Source organism: Fibrobacter sp. UWB3 (genome assembly GCF_002210405.1).
Classification (GTDB): Bacteria; Fibrobacterota; Fibrobacteria; order Fibrobacterales; family Fibrobacteraceae; genus Fibrobacter.
Genome location: NZ_MWQJ01000007.1, coordinates 160,566 through 179,638 on the forward strand (window position 1 = coordinate 160,566; position 19,073 = coordinate 179,638).

Here is a 19,073-nt window from a genome sequence, read left to right on the forward strand (position 1 = left end):
ACTGTGTACGTCTGGAAACAATTTTTATTCTTTGCCGCCGGGTGTTGTGATGGGCGTAGTTGTATTGCTCAGTCGTTTGAAATTCGGAGTCAATGCGTCACTGCATTTGGTGACGTCGGTGTTGGATGCCCAGAACATGACGTGGTGGGAACCATTTTCTAGCGAGTAATTGATGAACCATTTGTTGCCTGTGGTGCAGTCGTTCAGGTTCACTGTAGATTCGGCTGACCAGTTGTAAAAGGCTTGCGTGGCGTCGTAAAGGAAATTTGTGGAGCCCGCAATTCCTCGGCTGTTGCCTGCGGGGGACTTGTATCCGATATCGTGCCAGTTGCCGCCTTTGCTATGTTCTGACACATAGGTTTCGAGTAGCTTGACGTAGGTGCCTGCGGCAAGGCTGATTTCGGAAGCTTTGGCTTTGTCAATAAAGCCAAATAGCTTTGGAACGGCAACCGCAGCAAGGATGCCCGAGATGACGACTGCCACCATTAATTCAATAAGGGAAAAACCTTGTTTCTCCATATTGCTCCACATATCGATGTTTTATTTAATTTAAAAATAAGTTATTTACCGATGAAAAGGATTGGAAAAGAAAAAAAAGCACTACCTTGTTAGGTAATGCTTTTCGTGGGGCCTCCCGGACTTGAACCGGGAACCAACGGGTTATGAGTCCGTGGCTCTAACCGATTGAGCTAAAGCCCCAGTTCACCCAAAATTAGTAAATATTTTGAAATTGTCTTTGCCCACTCGTAGTGGAATCCGCTATAGGCGTTTACAACGCATTTGTCCCAATCGGCGACTTCCGTGTTGTACACATTGATAGCATCCTTGATGCGGCGCAACATCTGGTGTGGGGCGTTCGCATCATCGACGAGGAAGGCGTTTGCTTCGCCTGCGGTCTCGAGGGTGTAGTCGGTGAGCATGCTTGCAATGCCCACGTTACGGCCGGTAAGTGGGAGGGTGCCTGCGGCCATGGCCTTGAGGATAATCGAGGCGGACGGCTCTTGCAGGTTGGCCGCAAACAAAATGTCAGAAGCGGCGAGCGTGTCGCGCAACTTTTCTCTGTTGTTCGCTTCTTCGGAATCGAACTGGAGGATGCGGATGAAGTTGCCGTACTGGTGCGAAACTTCTTGGTAGTAATTCCATTCGGGGTGTTCTGGCGGAATGCCCACGATGATGAGGGCGTTCTCTTTTGCAATGTCCGAAAGGATTGTTGCAAGCGTTTCGGAGGCGTTGCCCGAATCCATGTCCATGTGGCTGTAAATAATCAGCTTGTTTGTGAGATCCATGCCGAACTGGCGGCCGAGGCTCGCCTTTGCGGTGCGTTTCGCTTCCTTGATGGGGCGCTTTGCTTTGTCGTTGAAGTCCCAGAACTTGTAGTTCACGCCGAACTGGATGCCGAGGAGCTTTTCGCTGTTGCGGTTCAAAAATCCGCTGAGGCCGCCGGGGAGGTTCGTGTTGAGCATGGCGTCACGATAGCCCGACGACGGGAAGAGGACCTTGTTGGCGTACAGAATGCCCGCCTTGAGAAGGCTGACCTTGCCCCAGAATTCGTAACCGTCCATGTTGAAGTCCTTGCGCGGGAGGCCGATCTTTTCGATTTCGCTCGGCTGCACGTGGAAGTCGTAAGTGATGTTATGGACGTTGAAGAAAAACGGGATGTTGTGGAACGCTTCTTGGTAAACGGTGTGGCAGAGTGCGCCGACGAGTGCGCCACCCCATTCGTGTCCGAGAATTGCCTGGAACTTGAAGTCGCTTTGGCTGCAGTATGTGAGCACGGCTGATGCGAACATGGCAAATCTCAGGTGGTTGTCGCTATAGGGGAGCGAGTGCGGAGGCCCGTAAACATAGGGCCTGCCGAAATATTCTTCATTGTATATATAGGTGTGGAGTGGATCGTCGTCAGAACGCCAGACCTCAAACGGCTTGTCTTGTAGCGCTTCGACGCCCTTGAAAACGCAATGATACTTGTCGGAATCTACAATATGGTCTTTGTAGAACGGCGAACAGGTAATAACCTGGGACCCGGCATTGGCAAATGCCTGTGTCATGCAGTTTACTGCAGTTGCAAGGGGGCTCGGTACCTTCCAGTTCCCCGCTTCTGGAGTTACGACGAGTATATTCATTGTTTTTTTTATACACTCCAAATAAAAATTTACCTATAAAAATAGGTATGTATAAATTTATTTATTTAAATTTCAACTGAAAGGGTGAATTTTATTTTTTAACCTGATAAAGAGTCCTTTTCAATATTTTTTACCAAAACTTCATCTGAAGGATACAAAATGAAGAAGATTTTCATTGCTGCTTTGGCTACTGCCGTCGCCTTGACGATGACTGGCTGTAAGGGTACTAACGAAAAGCGCGGCGACGAACACCTTAAGGAAGGCCGTTTCCGCAATGCTATCAACTCTTATCTTGAGGCAAAGAAGAAGGGCAAGATGTCCGATGAATTCTTTGACAACTTCACCCTCGCTCTCGTGCGTGCCGGTGATATGGAATCCAAGAAGGACTTGAGCAGCGATCTCATCAGCAACTACTTTGAAAAGGCTGCATCCAACATCGGTAAGGTCAAGGAAGACGCTACTGTTGAAGAATACGTCAAGACGCTCGGCGATATCGGTAAGCGCCAAGCTGCTCAGGAAGGCGTTGACTACGCAACGATCATCAATGCTTTTGCAAAGATCGACTCTGCTGAATCCGTCGCTAAGACCCGCCACATTGCAGAATCTGCCATCAAGAGCATCCGTGAAGAAACTGAAAAACTCTATGTCTCTCGCAACTTGCAGGAAGCTTTGAGCGAAGACGATCCGGTCGTGAAGGAATACTTGCTCCTCCGCATGGCTGAAATGGCTCCGACGAACCAGGAAATCCAGAATGCTTTGAACAAGAGCCGCAAGGTCACTCGCGGTTACTTCCTCATCTTCGGCGAAAACGTTCCGGACTTGAGCGGCAAGCAGCGCGTGGACAAGTGGGGTTACGTGATGGCTCTCCCGACTATGAAGCAGTCCAAGAATGGCTTCTCCTGCGAACTCCAGTTCTGGGCTTCTACGGGTAACAACACTGAACTCGACCCGTCCCAGATCAAGCTCGTTTCTACCGATGGCAAGGAAGTCTACGCCAAGGGCAACACGGGCTGGTGCGAAGCCGAAGTTCTCGTAGGCAAGAAGGGTGACGAAAAGATTGAAAAGAAGCAGAAAAAGTTCAAGGGCAAGGGCAAGTTGATGAACGAATTCCAGTGCTCTGTGAATGTTAGCTTCTCTTACCCGAAGGGCTTTGTTCCGGACTACATCGAATACAAGGACCAGTACGGCATTGGTCGTAAGTACCTCGGTCACTAATTCGTAACGGAATTTAAAGACTGTTTAAGGCTCGCCGCGGATGCGCGGCGGGTCTTTTTTTGTGCGTGCGGTAAGATTGTTTGCGCTGCCTCCGTCACCTTGAGACCCGTTAGGGGCGAAAGGTCCAGTAAAGTCTCGCCATACAAAAAAATCCCCGGCGTTTACCGGGGAGCTAAAACGTTTTCAAGAGGGCGATGCCCGCTCGGAGACGGGCATGACAAATGTTAGAAGTCTGCGTGGGCACTCATGCCGAGGGCGAACTTGGATTTGCCGACGACCGGGTTCTTGTCCTTGCTGAAGTTGTAGCCGAACCAGAAGACCACATTCGTGTTGAGTGTCGGGTAGACGTAGAAGTTCATGCCGAGGAACTTGAATTCGTCTTTCTTGATTTCGGAATCCGGATCGTGGTATTCGAAGCTCAAGCCGAGAGTGAACTTCTTTGTGATGTTGAAGCTCGGTTCGATGGCGAAGAGCATTTGGTCTTCGGTGAACATCTGCGGGGCGGCTTCGTAATCCTTGTTAGTGATTGCGTAGAAGTAGTTAAGTCCCAAGTTGAAAATGCCGTAGTTCAAGCTCGGTTCGAGGAGGAAGGAGTGAACGGCATTGCCCTTGTACGGGTGGAGGCCGTAGACGGCATAGATGCTGTAGTTGAGGACTTCGAGGCTCTTGGAGTAGTCAAGTTCTGTGCCGAAGAAATAGGTGTAACCACGACCGACTTCGGAACCGAATACCCAGTCTACGCTCGGGGTGATGGTCAAGTGTTCGTCCGGGCGATTCAAAAGCTTAAGGCCGTAGCTGCCGAACACGGCAACTGCGCTCTTGCTGTCGTCCGTGGCGCCAATGTAGAACTTGCCGTCGCCGAACTTGTTGTTGCCAACTTCGACACCGAAACCGCGAATGCTCTGGTCACGGGAAATCACGGCGTAGCGGCCTGCATCACGCCAGAAGTAGTAATTGAAAGTACCTGCGTTGTAAGTCAAGTCACCGAAGATGAAGCTTACGTCCTGGAACGGAGTCCAGCGGAGTTCTACGCCGTCAAAGTTGAATGCGGTGTAGCGGTCTGCGTCGCTATTGATGGCGGTCGAACGGGCGAGGCCATGGCGGATTTCTGCGGCCTGGTCGGAGTTCGTAATATTGCTCTTGGTGTTCGTGAATACGGTCACGGAAACGTTTTCGTCGAGATTAGCCTTGACGGACAAGTCGATGTCCTGGTTTGCGGCGTTGGTGGGGTCAAAATCCCTGTCGAAATAACTAGCGAAGTCGAAATCGACATTTCCGTGAATTTCGACATCGGCGGCCGCGGCAAAACCGGTAGCGGCGAGGGCAATCGGCAAAATGAGTTTACGCATACAATCCTTCCAAAAAAGATTTATTGATTTTTACGTGCAAAAGATAGAAATATCTTGGCTGTGAAACCAATGTTTTGTTCCATATACCCCAAAATATACGAATATGCAAAGTCCAGAAAGATTCAGTTTTGTAAATTTGAAGGAGTCTTTAATAAAGGTGAATATGAAATTCTCCTCCCGTTATCTTGTTTTTTTGTTGCTTGCCTTGGTGCAAGGTGTTTTCGCGTTGACTGCAGAGCAGGTCTTGGACAAGTCCAAATCCTGGTTTAAGTCGGGCAAGGCATGGAGCCTTAATTTTAGGGCTCAGGTTTATCAGGCTGATTCTCCGGATATCAATACGCAATCGGGAAGTCTCGTTGTGGCCGAAGGGGATAAGTTCAAGCTGGACCTATTGGGCATAAAGTTCTATAGCGATGGCGAGAGCCTTTGGCAGTGGAATGTGGAACAGAAACAGGTCCTCATCAAGGCTGTGGAAGACTTGTCGAGTGCGCTCCATCCTTCAGAACTTTTGTTCAAGTACCTGAACTGCAAGGCGCTTTCGATGGGCGAGGCAAAATTTGCAGGGCAAGAACTCTGGGTGCTGAAACTTGATCCGGCGAAATATGCGGGACAGTTTACCAAGATGGAAGTCTGGCTTTCCAAGAAGGACTATTCTCCGGTACGGCTTTTTACGGAAGATCCGGCGGGGAACAGTACATGGTACGGAATTTTGGATATCAAGGTCATCAAGAAAATTTCTAACGACGATTTCAAGTACAAGCCTGTCGCAGGTGTTGATGAAATCGATATGAGGTAGCTTGTGAAGTTTGGCAATATAAAGAGTATCGTTGCTGGCCTCCTTGTCGGGGGTGCTTTGTGCGGTAATGCCATTGCCGCCGAAACATTGTTCAGTAACAATGTGTTTGCGGTTGCTCCTGCTGGTGCCGAAGGCTCGTTGTGGGCTTTTTCCCGAAATGGTAGCTACAGCGGCGTTACGTTGTTGACGTTCAATGTGCCTGACAAGGGCTCCGTGTCGCTCGAATCTACGGAAAAGGAAGCTGTTTCGGATACGTTGACGGCGGTGCATAATGGGTTCCTGTTCGACAGTGACGAATTTGCAGAACGCAGGCGCATCCCCGCTGTTTATACGGGTTCTAAACTTGGCCTTGTGCTTCCGATGTTTGCAATGGACGACGATGACCGTTACTTGCAGCCGGCTGGATTTTTCTCGATTCTTGATCCGAAGACGATTAATGAATATGCCATTGAAGTTCCTTCGAATGTCGAAGATTTTAAGGACCCGATGAAATATACGGTGAGCGGATTTGCTTACGATTCAACGGGAAAACGCTTGTGGCTTGCCCGCGGTGCTTTGGGCTTGATGGTCCATGACGTTTCGAGCAATAAGGGCTCGAAAGATACGACGTTTGTCTTGAATGTAGAAAAAGAAGAGCTCGAACAGCTCAAAGGTAGTACCGTTCTGGATTCGACAAAGTACCTGGATGTTTATGATGTGCGCTTGCACCCTGAAACAGGCGATCTTTGGCTTGCAACGGCTCAGGGAATTTGGGTCAAGTCTTCGAGCGGTCTCAAGAATGTTTCGAAAAATCTCAAGGATTCCCGTGTGACTGGGCTTTGGATGGGCGGAAATCCGCTTCAGATTATTGCCGAGACGAACTATAAGGATAAAAAGAATGTCGTAGGCGGGCTTTGGCGCATCTATGGCGAAAAGTCCAAAGACTTTGTCAAGGTGGATTTCTTGGATACGGCTGGCAAGGTCCTGAAAAAGGACATTTATGATGAAGCCGATTACACGGTGGGCGATGTCGCTTTTATCGGGAATAAGGCGTTTGTCCTTGTCCGTACGGCGGGTGGCTCGGCTAGTGGCTATCTTAAGCTTGATTCTCTTGGTGTTAAGGCCTGGGAACAAGATGATGACGGAAAGAACCAGTGGCTGTATGGCTATGAAACTGGTGCGACAGACCGTAGGTTCGTTATCAAGTCTATGTGTGCGTTCCCTCTTTCGAAAAAGCGGATGGGGCTTGCCATTGCGACTTATGGAAATGGAATTTCTGTTTCGGCAGACTCGGGCGCTACGTGGAATGTGATTTTGAACCGCGCAAAGCTTGATAACAACTTGGGTTCCATTCGCATGGTGCCTTCCGTGATTACGCCAGGCGACGAAGCGCTTGTTTCGTACAAGGTTGGTCGTGAATCTAAAATCACGATTGAAGTTTTCAGTTACGACATGCGCAAGGTCCGAACGATTGTGAAAAATGCAGTGCGCAATGCGGATGCTTTGCGTAGCACGAATCCGAAAGAAGATTTTTGGGATGGTCGAGATGACCACGGCAAGGATTGCACGATGGGTGTCTACTATATCAGGGTAAAGGATAATCACGGTCACATTGGCTGGGGCAAGACTATGACGCTCGGAGGTAACTTCAGATGATTAAGTTTAAGAATCTTGTTGTTGCCGCCTTGGCGGTTGGTGCTTTTGCCTCCTCTGCTATGGCTATCGGCTTTACGAAAAAATCCGAACTTGGTGGCTTTGACGGCTTTGTGGAACGTATGGGGGCCGGCGTCCGTGAACTTGGACGCGGTAATACGGGCTCGGCCGATACGGCTTCTATGCCTGGTGCTTACTGGAACCCGGCATTGCTTGGTTTCCGTGAAAATATTGGCTATACGGTGAACTTTGAAAAACGCGACTTGGACCGTATTGGTGGTGCCGTGGGTGTTGAAGGCAAGGTCGGGAAGCGCATGGGTGTTGGCTTTGCCATGCTCTATCGCGGTGATACGGATTTCAAGGTGATTGACGATGACGATAAGACGCTGGGTTCTGCGTCTCCGTTTTTCTCGATGTTCTATCTTGGCTTTGCGTTCCGTGCGACTCGTCAGGATGCATTCGGGCTTTCGCTTTCGATGAGCTATGATAATTTGGATGTGGCGCAGTATTTCGATGGAATTGAAATGGAAGATTCTTTCCGCAGCCCGGTGACGATCAACTTGAGCTGGTTTCGCCAGTGGAATGAAAAGTGGTCGTCTTCTGTCATTATCCGCAATTTAAGCTTTAGCGAAAACTTGTCTGCAAAGTGGACGAAGAATCCGAGCAAGGATAATTCGCTTGCATCGACCGAAGGCGTTCGCCCGAAGGTGTTGCAGATTGGGATTGGCTACCGTACAAAGTTGCTAGGAAAGAATGTGGGCGCCTGGATGGAAGCGATTGACTATCAGGTGGCTGATACGCTCTTGGCTTTTGACCCGCAGCTCCATGTTTGGACTGGCCGCGTGGGCTTTGATTGCGAAATCATCCCGAATGGTACGCTTCGCATTGGTATGGACGATTTGGATTGGATGTTTGGTGCGGGTTACAAGTTTGATATTCGCATTGGGCGTAAGAGGTTCCCGATTGAAGTGAACTATGCGTTCCTTTATGAATCTCGTGCTGGCATCTGGACTCCGTTTACGCTTGGCTTGCGGGGATACATTCCTTGATCTCTAAAGTGTTCATTTCGAAGGTACGCAGTCTAGAATCGATGGACTGCAACTTCGATGCTCACATCAATGTGATTTGCGGACCGAATGGCTGCGGCAAGACGACGATTTTGGAGTCGATTTATTTGCTTGCGCAGGGATTCTCGTTTCGGTCGCGTGACTTGCGTGAACTGATTACATGGAAGCAGAACGAACTGATTCTGCGCGGTGAATTTGAAGATGAGGGGCGCGAGCGGAAGCGAGCGCTTCGCGTGTTTTCTCGCGGGAGCGAGGTTCGTGAAAACGGTGAATCGCTTAAGTCTCCGACTGCGTTTTTCGGGACGTGCCCGGCGGTGATTATGCAGCCTTCGGATATTGAGCTTTTGCGAGGTGGACCGGATGTGCGCAGGCATTGGCTCGATGAAATTCTCTGTTTCCGTTCTTCTGCAAATTCTTTGGTGTTGCGCAATTACAAGCGCGTGCTGCAACAGCGTAACAAGTGGCTTAAGGAATTTAAGCAGAAGGGCTCTGCGGTCGGTGGCGAAGACTTATTCCGTGTGCTAACGCAACAGCTGATAGATCTTGGTGCCAAACTTTGGGCGGCGCGAATTGCGCTCTCGAAAGAAGTCTCGGAAATTATTACGCGGTACTATCGCAAGCTTTCGGGCGGGGTGGATGAAATCACTTGCGCTTACAAGAGCTCGATTCTGAAGTCGCTTGATGCGCTAGATGCGGCGGACCCGCTGTCGGATGAGATGATGGATGAAATTCCATCGGGCGCGACGGGTGCTGCTGAAGGTGTTGTTGAAATTGCTCGCAGGGAGTGCGCGGAATGTTCTGCGGACGGTTCCGGGAATGTCGCCGGGAACGCGGCGGATGGCTCGGATGCGGTAAGCGAGGAAATGCTGCGGAATGCGTTTGCGCGAAAGCTCGCGGATTTGGAATTTGTGGAACGCTTGCAGGGAATGACAATGGCGGGGCCGCACCGTGACGACTTGGCTCTGTGTGCGTCTGGTTACGAGATGCGTTCTGTCGGGTCGCAGGGGCAATGCCGTTCGGCGGCGGTTGCGATGCGTTTTGCAGCAGTCGATGTGGCGTCGCGTTACTTGACAAAGCCGATTTTGCTTTTGGACGATATTTTTGCCGAACTCGATGTGAACCGCCGTGATGCAGTCGCTTCGCTCATTCGCGAAAAGGAATGCCAGGTTGTAATTGCTACGCCGCAGGCGGAAGATCTGCCGTTTAAAGCAGATGCAATGTTTGAGTTGAAAATTTAAATCTTTATGTCATTCCCGCGAAAGCGGGAATCTCCTTTCAAGAAGGTGATGCCCGCTCGGAGGCGGGCATGACAATACAAAAAAACGCGCAAGGGTTTGCGCGTTTTTTGCATCGGGGCGTTGCGGGGTGGGAACAAAGTCCCAACTGCTAGGCTCAAAAGTAGGTCTGCAAGCAGCCCTGTTTTGTTCGCCTTACGCAGTTGCCCCCGCTAGAGAGGGTGATGGAAGACTCGGATTCAGCCGAGGCTGCAATCAGGGGGAGGCTTCCCCCTCTATATTACTTGTTCTTGAGCAAGTCGCGAATTTCGGTGAGGAGCTTTTCTTCGGCGCTCGGTGCCGGAGGTGCTGCCGGAGCTGCGGATGCTTCAGCTTCTTTCTTCTTGCGCATGTTCTGCATGAAACCGAGGAATTTCTTCATCATGAGGAACACGGCGAATGCGACGATGAGGAAGTTCAGGATTTCGCCAACGAAGTTGCCGTACGGAATGGTCACGCCTTCAGCGGTCTTGTATGCGAGAGTCTTGAGGCCTTCACCTGCTTCTTGGCCACCGCACTTGGTGATTATGGCGGTGACGAGCGGCATCACGATGTCGTTCACGAAGGAGTTAACGATTTTACCGAAGGCGGCACCGATGATGATACCGATGGCCATGTCGACGATGTTACCCTTGAAGGCAAATGCCTTGAATTCTTCAATGAGTGAAGCTGCTTTATTTTTAATGCTCATTTTTGAGTCCCCTTTATGATTGGTTTCTTATTAAATAATAGCAAAGTCTTTAAAGATTGGGCGGTATTTTTTAAATTTGGCGCGTTATGTCATGGTTAATATTGGCTTTTGCTTCGGCAGTTTTTCTTGGCTTTTACGACTTGGCTAAGAAAAAATCGGTTCAGGATAACGCTGTCCGTCCGGTACTTTTGCTCTGCAGCGTTTTTTATGCGCTTTTGATGTTGCCGGTGCTTTTGACCGGGCATTGCGAGCCGCTGACTTTGCATGACCACCTGTTTTTGATGGTCAAATCGGTGATTGTCGGCGGGAGCTGGCTTTTCACGTACAGCGCGATTGCGCACATGCCGCTCAGCATTTCGACGACGATTCGTGCGCTTGCGCCTTTGTTTACAATCATGATCGCAGTCGGATTCCTCGGCGAGCGTCCGCAGGTGATGCAGTGGATCGGCATTGCGGTTTGCGTTTGTTCGTACATCGGACTCTCGCTTGCGGGTCGCAAGGAAATGGGGCATTTCTTTAGCAACGGCTGGGTCGTGGCGATGCTCCTCGGAACGATTTTGGCGGCTTGCAGCGGCATTTACGATAAGCTGATTTTGCAGCGCATGAATTTTGAACCGTTGACAGTGCAGGTCTGGTTCAGCATTTACATGTGCGTGGTGCAGTTTTTGACGACTTTGTTCACGTGGTACCCGACGCGTAAAAAGACGACTCCGTTTCAGTTCCGTTGGTCGTTCTTGGCGGTGGCGGCGCTGTTGATTATTGCAGACCGTTGCTATTTTTTGGCGGTGAGCGATTCGGATGCGTTGATTTCGATCATTACGGTGCTGCGTCGTTCGAGTGTGTTCATCAGCTTCTTGGCGGGAATTCTTATATTCAAGGAACGCAAGAGTAAGACGAAGTTTTTTGCAATGTTGGGCGTGGTCATTGGCTTGTGCTTGATTTCGCTCGGACGTTGATTTTTAATGGTCGCGGAGTAGTGGCGTTATGCTGAAGATTGGAATTACGGGTTCGATAGGTGCGGGCAAGTCCTTTGTCGGGGCCTTGCTGCGTGCGCGTAATTTCCAGGTGCTTGATGCCGATTGCAAAGTGCATGAACTTTACCGCGATTCGGCGGGGCTGCGCGCTGAAATGGTGGCGTACTTTGGCGAAGAATGCTTGACGCCGACGGGCGTGAATAGCGCGCTGATTGCAGACCGCGTTTTTGCGGATGCTAATGCTCGCGTGAAGTTGGAGCAGATTGTTTACCCGTACTTAAACCGTGCCGTGGCGGAATTTTTTTCAGGGGAGGCCGCTGACTCTTCTAGTGAAAGTGCCTCGCAGTTGACGAGTGTCGCGGACAAGTGCCGATTCGTGGAGGCTGCGCTTTTCTCGCGTGCGCCCGAGCTTGTAAAAATGCTTGACGAAATCTGGATTGTCGATGCGCCTGAAAGTGCTCGCCTGGAACGCTTGGTACATCGCGGACTCAGTGAAAGCGATGCTAAACGCCGTATTGAAAATCAGCGTGGCGCCTGTGCTCTGGAACTTTTTCCGGGCAAGCGGATTCGCACGGTTATGAACGATGGCGATAAATTGCACGTGGAACAGCAGCTTGATGAACTGCTAAGAGACTTACACTAATTTATTGGAATTATGCAACCTTATATTCACCAGTTCGCGAACTTTTTAAGGGCTCACTTGAATTCAATTTCGGTCGGGCTGATTGCAACGCTTTTGATGCTCTATGGCGCCTGCATCAATAACTATTTCAAGCGCATCACGAAAAGCATCCCGTTCATTGGGCGCTTTGCACTGTTCGTGGTGCTGTGCAGCGTGGGGTATGCGTTTGCAAGTTCGCAGATGGTGCGCCTTTTGCGCATGGTATTGCGCGAACTTTCGGACCTCCCGTTGATTGGGGTGGTTGCGGGATGCTTTGTGCTGCTTGCGTTCCTCGCCAAAAGCGGGAAAGATATCTGATACTTAGTCAATAGTCAATAGTCGTTAGATTCAATCAATAACTATTAACTAATGACTGATGACTAATAGCTAATTAAAATTATCGCGGTTTACTCCGTATAAAATAACGTCGTCAATCCACATTTCGCTTTCGTCTACAATCCAAATGGTGAAAGTCGTGACGCGCGGCTTGACGAAATCCCATCCCATATTCCCGAACTCGCCATCGCCTTCGACAAAATCGCTTGGTGTAAAGCAGAAGCGTTTCCAGGTGGAATCGAGATAGTCCACATACTTTGTTTTTCCGGTCGGCTCGTTGAGAACTTCTACCGCAAAACCGAGCTCGCCCTTGCCTTTGGCGTAGAATGCGATGGAATCGATGCCTTCTAGGCTAGACGGGACGCGGCTTACGCGTGAGCCGATCATCGACCACTTGCCTCTTGTTTTGCTAGTGCTCTTCCAATGGAATACGTAGCCGCCACGTTCCTTGCTGGATTCAAAGGCGTCCTGAATGTTTTCGCTTGAGGGCGTTGTCGTGACGTTTGTGTCTTGTGGATGGAAGTACCATTCGCGCGGACCGTCGCCGTAGTCAAATGCGGATTCGAGTTTTTGATTTTCGAAGTCAATCAGCGTGATGGAATGGATGGCTTTTACGAGCGAGTCGGGGAGGCTTGCCCAGATATCATTGCTTGCGCTTGCGTCGAGTGCTGCGGTCTTGCCCCAGTACATTTCGAGGTTTTCAACGCTTGATGAGCCGTCGATGCGGATTTGGAATTCTGCGGACTGCGGAGTGTCTGGAGTGGTGCTGTTCCAGAAAGCTCGCTTGAATGCGAGACGGTTCCCGCTTTGGTCGGTGAATCGGATGTCGTTTCCGTTGTCCATGGCTTCGCTAAAGTCGAAGTTCGTTTCGTTTAATCGCACAAAGACAACGGTAGTTTCTGCGATGGGTTTCATCCAATCCGAGATTGTAGAATCAAGCGGAATGGTGCGAACATGTGCCCATTGCTCTAATTGTTCGTTTTCGAGAGTCGGTTTTGCTAGCGCTTGGATATCGCTCTTTTCGCCAGCAGAAATTGTAATGGAGGCTTCGCCAATTGTCGCTTGTTCATCGGGCAATATGGCACGAATCTGGTAGCTTGCGGGCGGAAGTGAATCAAGTGTGAATTCGCCGTCTTTGTTGGTCTTTACGATTTTATCGGTGCCGTAAATCTGGACCCAGGCGTAGTCGGTTCCTTCGGGGAGTGCAGCCTTGCCGGTGACGGAGCCGAGTTCTTCCATTTGCATGGTTGTTAATTTATTCTTCTTTAAGTCGCTAGAGGCAATAGCTTGGAAAACGCCGGAATTGCCATCAATGATTTCGATGTAGCCTTTATCAAAGTTGATGGAATCCATGACGATGTTGCCGAGCGAATCTGCAGCGACTTCTAATGTTGCGTCTTGTATATTATTTTGCGTGACGGCGGAATTCGATGAAACTCCTTCCACGTACCAAAGCGGACGGATTCTTGCGACAACGTTGGCAGCCGGTTTAGAATTGATGTTTACAACGTTGATGATGCAAGCGTTTTCGGTTTCAACGGTGCTAGCGCCTGCGAGATTCTTATCTGAGGAGCAGGCGAATAGTAATACACAGGATAGAGATGCTAATAATCTTTTCATGCTATCCTCGCTTTTTCTTTTGTTGTTTCTTTGTCCGAAATATCGGCAACCGGGTACAGCGAGAAGATGAACTGCATGACCTTCTTTGGCTCTGCAACTTCGGCAACGCGTTTTTGAACTTGTCTGCGAAATTCGCAAGTCATCTCGACGAGATCTTCAAGACATTCGTCATCAACGCAAGCGAGAATAGATGAAATGTTGCGCTCGCTTGGCGGAATGTTGACGAGCGCGTTTTGCGCAAGCGTAAGCAGTTGATTCTGGTAACTGCGAATGGCGGTAACTTTGGTTGCCCCTGCCGATGTAAAATTGACGGTCGAAACGGCGTAACGTTCGGAGGCGAGCGGCGTAATCATCTTGAGCTCTTTCAAGACTCGAATGGCTTCTTTCACCTGGTCCTCGGAAACGGCTGGCGTAATCTGCTTAACCAAGGTGTGGACATCGGCCTTGCCGCCATTGATTTCGATAATCGAACGGACTACGGGTATCCACCAGCGGCTGAGGAATAAAATTTCGTTGGAATTCAGTTTGCGGAGGCTCACGTCTTGCAATGCGAGTGCCATCTTGTAAAGCTTATCTTTTTTTGCTTTGGATTTTGTGCGCGATGCCGCTACCAAAATCTCAAAAAGTTCTCCATCGCGGCCTTTGAGCCCGAGCAATTTTTTGGAGAGCGGGATACTCTGCGCGGGGAGGTGGGATTCCTTATTCAATACACGGAAAACCTGGCTCGTTTCGAGTCCAAGTTTTTGTCCCATCATCTTATAGGAAAATAGCGGAAATTCCAATTTCTTCTGCACGAAGAAATTTTTCAGTAGATCTCTGTAATCGCCAATTTCGTCAATATTTAACATAACCGCCTCTACTATGAAATAGATTTTTTACAAAGAGCTAGGATCGTTTTTTTTGAAGTTTTATTGACGAATTGACAATATGGTGTATGATGTTTATCACGGATTATTTTTGTAAAAATGATGTTTTTCTTACATCTGTACGATTTTCGAGCTAAAAATCTAATTTAAGGCAAGAAAAACAGAGAGGTAGCTATGCAGAAAGAAGACATCGTTGTTTTAAGGCAAGTTGTGATTTTTTCACTGATTGCTATTGTACTAGGCTTCGTTTACGGCTAATCTTTAAGTAAAATTTGGTGTATAGGCGTAAAGCTGGTGCGGTTAAGAGCTGCACTGGCTTTTTTGTTTATAAAAGATGTTATATTGTTCTAGCCTGAAAAAGATTAAAAAGGGATTGTTAAAAATGCCAGCAGAAATAAAGATTCTTGAACGTGCTGAAATGTATTTGCGAAAGCTTTCTTGTGGGGTGAATCCTTTGACTGAGGAAACTCTTCCGGAAGGTGATGTGTGTAAGCAGGAACGTATTAGCAAATGCCTTGCTTATGTGGCTGATTATTTAAAGCAAAAGGTTATGCCGGTGATGGAACGTCGCGAAAAGGTGGTGGCTCCGAAACCGCAAAAGGCTGTAAAGCCGCGCCCAGTCCGTGAAGTGGCAACGCAAGAACTTGTCTTTACTCCCGAAATGTTGTCCAAGTTCGAAATTTCTGTTGAACCGGTTTCTGTATCGGGTGTTGTACGCCGCTTGAATTTCTTGATCCCGCATGAAAGTGGAATGATGCCGCTTGTGTACGCAGACGTGGCTGAAGTGCTTTCGAGAGAAGGCGTTCTTTTGAAGGAAGAGGGCGATAAGGGCAAGGACCTGAATTTGCCGACTCCGCGTGGTGAAGAACTTGGTTTTGCAAAGGTTGAAGCTGATATTCGTGGACACCATTCGGTTTACACGAAATGCAATGCCGATGCTCAGAAGTTTATTTTGGATAATATTGATAAATGCGTTGCTCAGGCGAATGAACGCTTGGCAAGGCGCAAATCGCGTGCAGAATTGGGCGAGACTGGCCGCAGTGGTAAGGAAAAATTCCATGTGACCGAAGAACAGCTCAAGAATTATCCGACAGATGAATCTCCGGTGCCGGTCAGCGAAATTGCAAGACGTTTGAACGACTTGCTCCCGCAGGATTCGAATGTTGAAAAGATTTATTTCAAGGCCATTCGCGACTGGTTTGTTGCTCAGAACATGCTTGAAGAAAAGAAAACTGCTCTAGGCAAGATTTTCTTTGAACCGACGGAAACGGGCGCTCAAAACGGCATTGTGACGGAATCGCGCGTGGGCAAGAATGGCGAAAACTATGATGCTGTCTTGTACAATGGTGCTGCTCAAAAGCTCGTGCTTCAGCACGTGAACGAACTCGCGTAAGCTTTTACTTCTATTATGAAAATCGCCGCCCCTGCTTATCGCAAGGACGGCGTTTTTTTCATGTCATGCCGGTCTTTGTGCCGGCATCACCATACGTGTCTCGAATCGCTGATGCTATCGGAGTCTGCGCAGGCCTCTTGGCATCGGGACTTCCTTGCCGTTTTCCCCGAGCAAGTAGATGTTGTCGAGGTTGATGAATCCCTTGCCGCTATAGCGGGCGCGGAATGCGAAGTTCTTGATCTTGGTCGGGTCGAGCTGCGGAATCGTCTTGCCCCAACCTTCCTGCTTCATGTTTTCCCAGATGAGCGTGTCGCGAACCCAGTTGCCTCGCGTGTTTTTGAGACGGACCATGAATTCGTCGTAGTCTTCGACCTGACTCGACATGATTTGCAGTTCGATGTAGCCCTGCGGATTGTTGTGCGATGTGGCGTAATCGAAAACGATACCGACGGAATTCTTGATTTCTTCCGGCACGTTGTAGTAGGCTCCGGAGTAGTTCGGCCAACCGAGATTAGGCGGTTGTTCGACAATGAAGTCGTGGCGGATGTAGCCGCCGAGAGGCGGGTTACCGTTAAAGACCTTGGCATCCATCGAGGTGGCGTTGTCGCCATTCACGACCGGGAACCACGATACGTTGTCTAAACCGTTGTCGAAGTTCTGCATCACGCTTGTGGTGCGGTAAGCGCCACGGACGCGGAACGGAATGTTGAACGAAGTCTGCTTTTTGTTCTTGCCAGTGATGGTGACTTTGATTTCCTTATTGCCAATCGAGACTTTTTCTGTGAGCGGAATTTGCAAGTGGAAACTTTCGATGGAAGAATTCCATTTGCCGTCATCGGGAGTTGCACGAACTGTGAGCGGGCCGTTCTTGTCCCATTTCTTGATTTGAACTTCTGCACCGGCGAGCTCACCACCTTCTTGCACGGCGGTTACAAAGAGGTCAAGCGTATCGCCTACGACAAGGACTTTCTTTTCAAGCGCAGCGGCGAGAACTTCGGGTGCGCTGTTTTGCTGAGCCGGGTTCATGCGGACAACGACAGTTCCAAACGGCGGAACTTCGATATCGCGGTTCTTGCCTTCGATGCGGCGGCCGCTCGGACCCATTTTCGGGTACGGGTAAGCGTCGCGTTGGTCGCCAATCCACTTGAATTGTTCTGCGCCAAACACGTCAACTTCTACGCGTGCGTTGCTCGGTTTTTTCTTTTCGCTCTTGCGGTCAACCTGCACAATTTGCTTAGTGTCGGTGAGGTTCACGAGAAGCACGTTGCAACTGTTGCCTTTGCAAATGGCGTAAGGCACGACTGATTCTGTAGTGCTCTTGACGGGAACGACGGCGTAACCGCTTTCGAGGAATCGTTTGAACGTCATGTAGACACCGTAATATTCGGCGGTGGGTTCAAGGCTTGCCCAGCGGTTCCATGAACCTTCCTTGACGAGTGCTGTCATGCTGATAGTTCCCCACGTGTGGTCCGGGCCTTCAAACACGTTGCCGAATGCATCCCACGGGAGCGCTTGGAAACGGTCGCCAAAGCGGACGGCGTACTGTGCAAAAATGTTTGCCATGCCAGCGGCTTGCGGGTAGTCCATCCAGATTTGTGAGCCTTGCACGGACGTGCTGAATTCCGAGAGGAATACGCGACGCTTGCCTTCGAGATACTTGTTCATCCAGGCGTTGAGCGTGTCGGCGTTGTGTGCGACATCGAGGCTTGCCTTGAGCATGTCTGCAGCATTCAAGTTGTTCGGAGCCCAGTACGGATAAGTGTGCAAGTCAACGACATCGAGATAGCGTTTGCCATCGGCCTTTTCGGCTTCGCCGACGATGCGCAAAAATTCTGCCATCCAGTATTTGCCATCCATGAGGCCTGCGCCTTTCTGCTGCATCTTGTGCGTGCTGAGAAGCGGACCATGCAAGATGATGCTCGGGTCAACAGCTTTCATGGCGCGGGCGTATTCGATAAAGCGTGCGGCATATTGCCTTGCCGAAAGTGGACCGGACTCTTCCCATTCTCCATCAAGTTCGTTGCCGATTTGCCATTGCTTGATGTTGTACTTTTTGACTTTGTTGGCGTAGCGCACCCAAGCGGCTGCTTCCTTAGAGGTTCCAGTGCCTGCGTTGACGCAAATGACGGCTTGAGCTTTTTGACCATTGACAAGTTTTGGGAGCTTGTTGATGTAGGTCATGAATTCTTCGAAATGCCATTTGATGTTGGTCCAGTCGGTGCGCGGCTTGTCGCCGTTGCGCGTGGACATTGCGAAGAACTTGTAATCGTTCCCGGCGAGCAAATCGTCAGAACCGCTATAGAGCTTCATTTCTCGAATTTGCACGCCTTTAGACGGCAAGTCGGTCGTCTTGAAGCGGAGCGCTACATAGCGAGCGCGCGTTGTGGCGAACTTGTACTTTGTTTCGCCGCTAGTGACCTTGACGGTACCCCATCTCTTTAACTTATTTTCGAGATTCTGGTGAACGCCCGGGTATTCGGCGTATTCGTCCGTCCAATATGAAAGTTCAAAAGACTTCGGGCGGAGATTGCCCCATTCGACGACGATGGAATCGAGGTCTTTCTTTTCAGGGAATTCAATGACGATCCAAGGCGGGTCTTTTGGATCGAGAATTTCGCCCCACCACATAGTGCTCTTGTCGCCATCGGCAAGGTGGCTGCGACGGATGAAACCGTAGTTGTCTTTTGTCGTGCCGCGGTAAATTGTTTCGCCGAGGAATCCCGGAGCCCAGCTTTCTTCGCTTGGTGTCCAGAGTCCAGTGCTGTCGTATTTGCCTGCGCCGTTCCAGTGGTAGTCATTGCTCAAACTTCCGTTTGGGAAGCGGAATATCGTGTAGCCGCCATCGACGAGGGCGGGCGTCATGTCGTAATAACGCGTGGGCGGATTCCAGATGGCGAGATCGGCGCCCATCATGTTTTGCTTGTTGATGACAACGCCCGGATGCGCATCGTCAATCTCGATGATGTTCTGTGCGGCAAGCGCAGATGTCGCAGAAATTGCAAAAGCTGTGCTGCACAAAAGTTGTTTGAATTTCATTTATCCTCCTCAAAAATGGGGTAGGGTTTGTTGTGAAAAT

Annotated in this window: 16 protein-coding genes and 1 tRNA gene; 9 read left to right on the top strand and 8 right to left on the bottom strand. The window is 49.7% G+C overall.

Features of this window, described 5'->3' with window-relative positions:
• Nucleotides 1–24: 24 nt before the first annotated feature.
• From B7991_RS09550 to B7991_RS09560, 3 genes are all read right to left on the bottom strand, one after another.
• The gene (locus tag B7991_RS09550; protein ID WP_088630621.1) at nucleotides 25–519 is read right to left on the bottom strand and encodes a type IV pilin protein; all 495 of its coding nucleotides are present in this window, start codon (nucleotides 517–519) and stop codon (nucleotides 25–27) included.
• Nucleotides 520–625: 106 nt separating this feature from the next.
• A tRNA-Ile gene (locus B7991_RS09555) sits at nucleotides 626–699 on the bottom strand.
• Complete coding sequence (locus tag B7991_RS09560; protein ID WP_088630622.1) at nucleotides 690–2,123, bottom strand: glycogen synthase; 1,434 nt, start codon at nucleotides 2,121–2,123, stop codon at nucleotides 690–692. Before B7991_RS09560 ends, B7991_RS09555 begins: the two co-directional genes overlap by 10 nt.
• 159 nt (nucleotides 2,124–2,282) lie before the next feature.
• On the opposite strand from B7991_RS09560, the gene B7991_RS09565 reads away from it, so the two are divergent.
• Nucleotides 2,283–3,338, top strand: coding sequence for a hypothetical protein (locus B7991_RS09565; protein WP_088630623.1), 1,056 nt, complete (start codon nucleotides 2,283–2,285; stop codon nucleotides 3,336–3,338).
• 224 nt (nucleotides 3,339–3,562) lie between these two features.
• Here B7991_RS09565 and B7991_RS09570 read toward each other — a convergent pair whose 3' ends face one another.
• A complete protein-coding gene (locus B7991_RS09570) occupies nucleotides 3,563–4,687 on the bottom strand; it encodes a hypothetical protein (RefSeq protein ID WP_088630624.1) in 1,125 nt (374 codons plus the stop codon).
• Nucleotides 4,688–4,850: 163 nt separating this feature from the next.
• On the opposite strand from B7991_RS09570, the gene B7991_RS09575 reads away from it, so the two are divergent.
• Genes B7991_RS09575 through B7991_RS09590 form a run of 4 tightly spaced genes read left to right on the top strand, consistent with a single transcriptional unit; the run spans nucleotide 4,851 to nucleotide 9,420 of the window.
• A complete protein-coding gene (locus B7991_RS09575) occupies nucleotides 4,851–5,483 on the top strand; it encodes an outer membrane lipoprotein carrier protein LolA (RefSeq protein ID WP_088630625.1) in 633 nt (210 codons plus the stop codon).
• Nucleotides 5,484–5,486: 3 nt separating this feature from the next.
• Nucleotides 5,487–7,118, top strand: a complete 1,632-nt coding sequence (locus tag B7991_RS09580) for a hypothetical protein (protein WP_088630626.1) — start codon at nucleotides 5,487–5,489, stop codon at nucleotides 7,116–7,118.
• Nucleotides 7,115–8,164, top strand: a complete 1,050-nt coding sequence (locus B7991_RS09585; RefSeq protein WP_088630627.1) for a hypothetical protein — start codon at nucleotides 7,115–7,117, stop codon at nucleotides 8,162–8,164. Before B7991_RS09580 ends, B7991_RS09585 begins: the two co-directional genes overlap by 4 nt.
• Before the next feature lie 8 nt (nucleotides 8,165–8,172).
• Entirely contained in the window at nucleotides 8,173–9,420 is a 1,248-nt protein-coding gene (locus B7991_RS09590; protein WP_235002859.1) for a DNA replication/repair protein RecF, read from the top strand.
• 277 nt (nucleotides 9,421–9,697) lie between these two features.
• Here B7991_RS09590 and mscL read toward each other — a convergent pair whose 3' ends face one another.
• Nucleotides 9,698–10,147: a large-conductance mechanosensitive channel protein MscL gene (gene mscL, locus B7991_RS09595; protein ID WP_088630629.1), complete on the bottom strand. Its 450-nt coding sequence runs from the start codon at nucleotides 10,145–10,147 to the stop codon at nucleotides 9,698–9,700.
• A gap of 86 nt (nucleotides 10,148–10,233) precedes the next feature.
• On the opposite strand from mscL, the gene B7991_RS09600 reads away from it, so the two are divergent.
• Genes B7991_RS09600 through B7991_RS09610 form a run of 3 tightly spaced genes read left to right on the top strand, consistent with a single transcriptional unit; the run spans nucleotide 10,234 to nucleotide 12,100 of the window.
• Complete coding sequence (locus B7991_RS09600) at nucleotides 10,234–11,103, top strand: DMT family transporter (RefSeq protein WP_088630630.1); 870 nt, start codon at nucleotides 10,234–10,236, stop codon at nucleotides 11,101–11,103.
• 28 nt (nucleotides 11,104–11,131) lie between these two features.
• Nucleotides 11,132–11,764, top strand: a complete 633-nt coding sequence (gene coaE / locus B7991_RS09605; protein WP_088630631.1) for a dephospho-CoA kinase — start codon at nucleotides 11,132–11,134, stop codon at nucleotides 11,762–11,764.
• Between the two features lie 12 nt (nucleotides 11,765–11,776).
• Nucleotides 11,777–12,100, top strand: a complete 324-nt coding sequence (locus B7991_RS09610; protein WP_088640469.1) for a DUF3392 family protein — start codon at nucleotides 11,777–11,779, stop codon at nucleotides 12,098–12,100.
• 69 nt (nucleotides 12,101–12,169) lie between these two features.
• Here B7991_RS09610 and B7991_RS09615 read toward each other — a convergent pair whose 3' ends face one another.
• Complete coding sequence (locus tag B7991_RS09615) at nucleotides 12,170–13,738, bottom strand: carboxypeptidase-like regulatory domain-containing protein (protein ID WP_088630632.1); 1,569 nt, start codon at nucleotides 13,736–13,738, stop codon at nucleotides 12,170–12,172.
• On the bottom strand, nucleotides 13,735–14,586 hold the full coding sequence (locus tag B7991_RS09620) for a DUF4423 domain-containing protein (protein WP_088630633.1): 852 nt from the start codon (nucleotides 14,584–14,586) through the stop codon (nucleotides 13,735–13,737). Before B7991_RS09620 ends, B7991_RS09615 begins: the two co-directional genes overlap by 4 nt.
• A gap of 400 nt (nucleotides 14,587–14,986) precedes the next feature.
• Here B7991_RS09620 and B7991_RS09625 point away from each other — a divergent pair, with 400 nt between their 5' ends.
• Complete coding sequence (locus tag B7991_RS09625) at nucleotides 14,987–15,997, top strand: hypothetical protein (RefSeq protein WP_235002858.1); 1,011 nt, start codon at nucleotides 14,987–14,989, stop codon at nucleotides 15,995–15,997.
• Nucleotides 15,998–16,111: 114 nt separating this feature from the next.
• On the opposite strand, the gene B7991_RS09630 is transcribed toward B7991_RS09625, so the two are convergent.
• A complete protein-coding gene (locus B7991_RS09630) occupies nucleotides 16,112–19,033 on the bottom strand; it encodes a glycoside hydrolase family 44 protein (RefSeq protein ID WP_088630635.1) in 2,922 nt (973 codons plus the stop codon).
• Nucleotides 19,034–19,073: the final 40 nt, after the last annotated feature.

What these genes read in the sequence shown, in the direction of transcription:
- B7991_RS09550 (WP_088630621.1), bottom strand. Translation starts at nt 519, where the DNA reads ATGGAGAAACAAGGTTTTTCCCTTATTGAATTAATGGTGGCAGTCGTC.
- B7991_RS09560 (WP_088630622.1), bottom strand. Translation starts at nt 2,123, where the DNA reads ATGAATATACTCGTCGTAACTCCAGAAGCGGGGAACTGGAAGGTACCG.
- B7991_RS09565 (WP_088630623.1), top strand. Translation starts at nt 2,283, where the DNA reads ATGAAGAAGATTTTCATTGCTGCTTTGGCTACTGCCGTCGCCTTGACG.
- B7991_RS09570 (WP_088630624.1), bottom strand. Translation starts at nt 4,687, where the DNA reads ATGCGTAAACTCATTTTGCCGATTGCCCTCGCCGCTACCGGTTTTGCC.
- B7991_RS09575 (WP_088630625.1), top strand. Translation starts at nt 4,851, where the DNA reads ATGAAATTCTCCTCCCGTTATCTTGTTTTTTTGTTGCTTGCCTTGGTG.
- B7991_RS09585 (WP_088630627.1), top strand. Translation starts at nt 7,115, where the DNA reads ATGATTAAGTTTAAGAATCTTGTTGTTGCCGCCTTGGCGGTTGGTGCT.
- mscL (WP_088630629.1), bottom strand. Translation starts at nt 10,147, where the DNA reads ATGAGCATTAAAAATAAAGCAGCTTCACTCATTGAAGAATTCAAGGCA.
- B7991_RS09600 (WP_088630630.1), top strand. Translation starts at nt 10,234, where the DNA reads ATGTCATGGTTAATATTGGCTTTTGCTTCGGCAGTTTTTCTTGGCTTT.
- coaE (WP_088630631.1), top strand. Translation starts at nt 11,132, where the DNA reads ATGCTGAAGATTGGAATTACGGGTTCGATAGGTGCGGGCAAGTCCTTT.
- B7991_RS09610 (WP_088640469.1), top strand. Translation starts at nt 11,777, where the DNA reads ATGCAACCTTATATTCACCAGTTCGCGAACTTTTTAAGGGCTCACTTG.
- B7991_RS09615 (WP_088630632.1), bottom strand. Translation starts at nt 13,738, where the DNA reads ATGAAAAGATTATTAGCATCTCTATCCTGTGTATTACTATTCGCCTGC.
- B7991_RS09620 (WP_088630633.1), bottom strand. Translation starts at nt 14,586, where the DNA reads ATGTTAAATATTGACGAAATTGGCGATTACAGAGATCTACTGAAAAAT.
- B7991_RS09625 (WP_235002858.1), top strand. Translation starts at nt 14,987, where the DNA reads ATGCCAGCAGAAATAAAGATTCTTGAACGTGCTGAAATGTATTTGCGA.
- B7991_RS09630 (WP_088630635.1), bottom strand. Translation starts at nt 19,033, where the DNA reads ATGAAATTCAAACAACTTTTGTGCAGCACAGCTTTTGCAATTTCTGCG.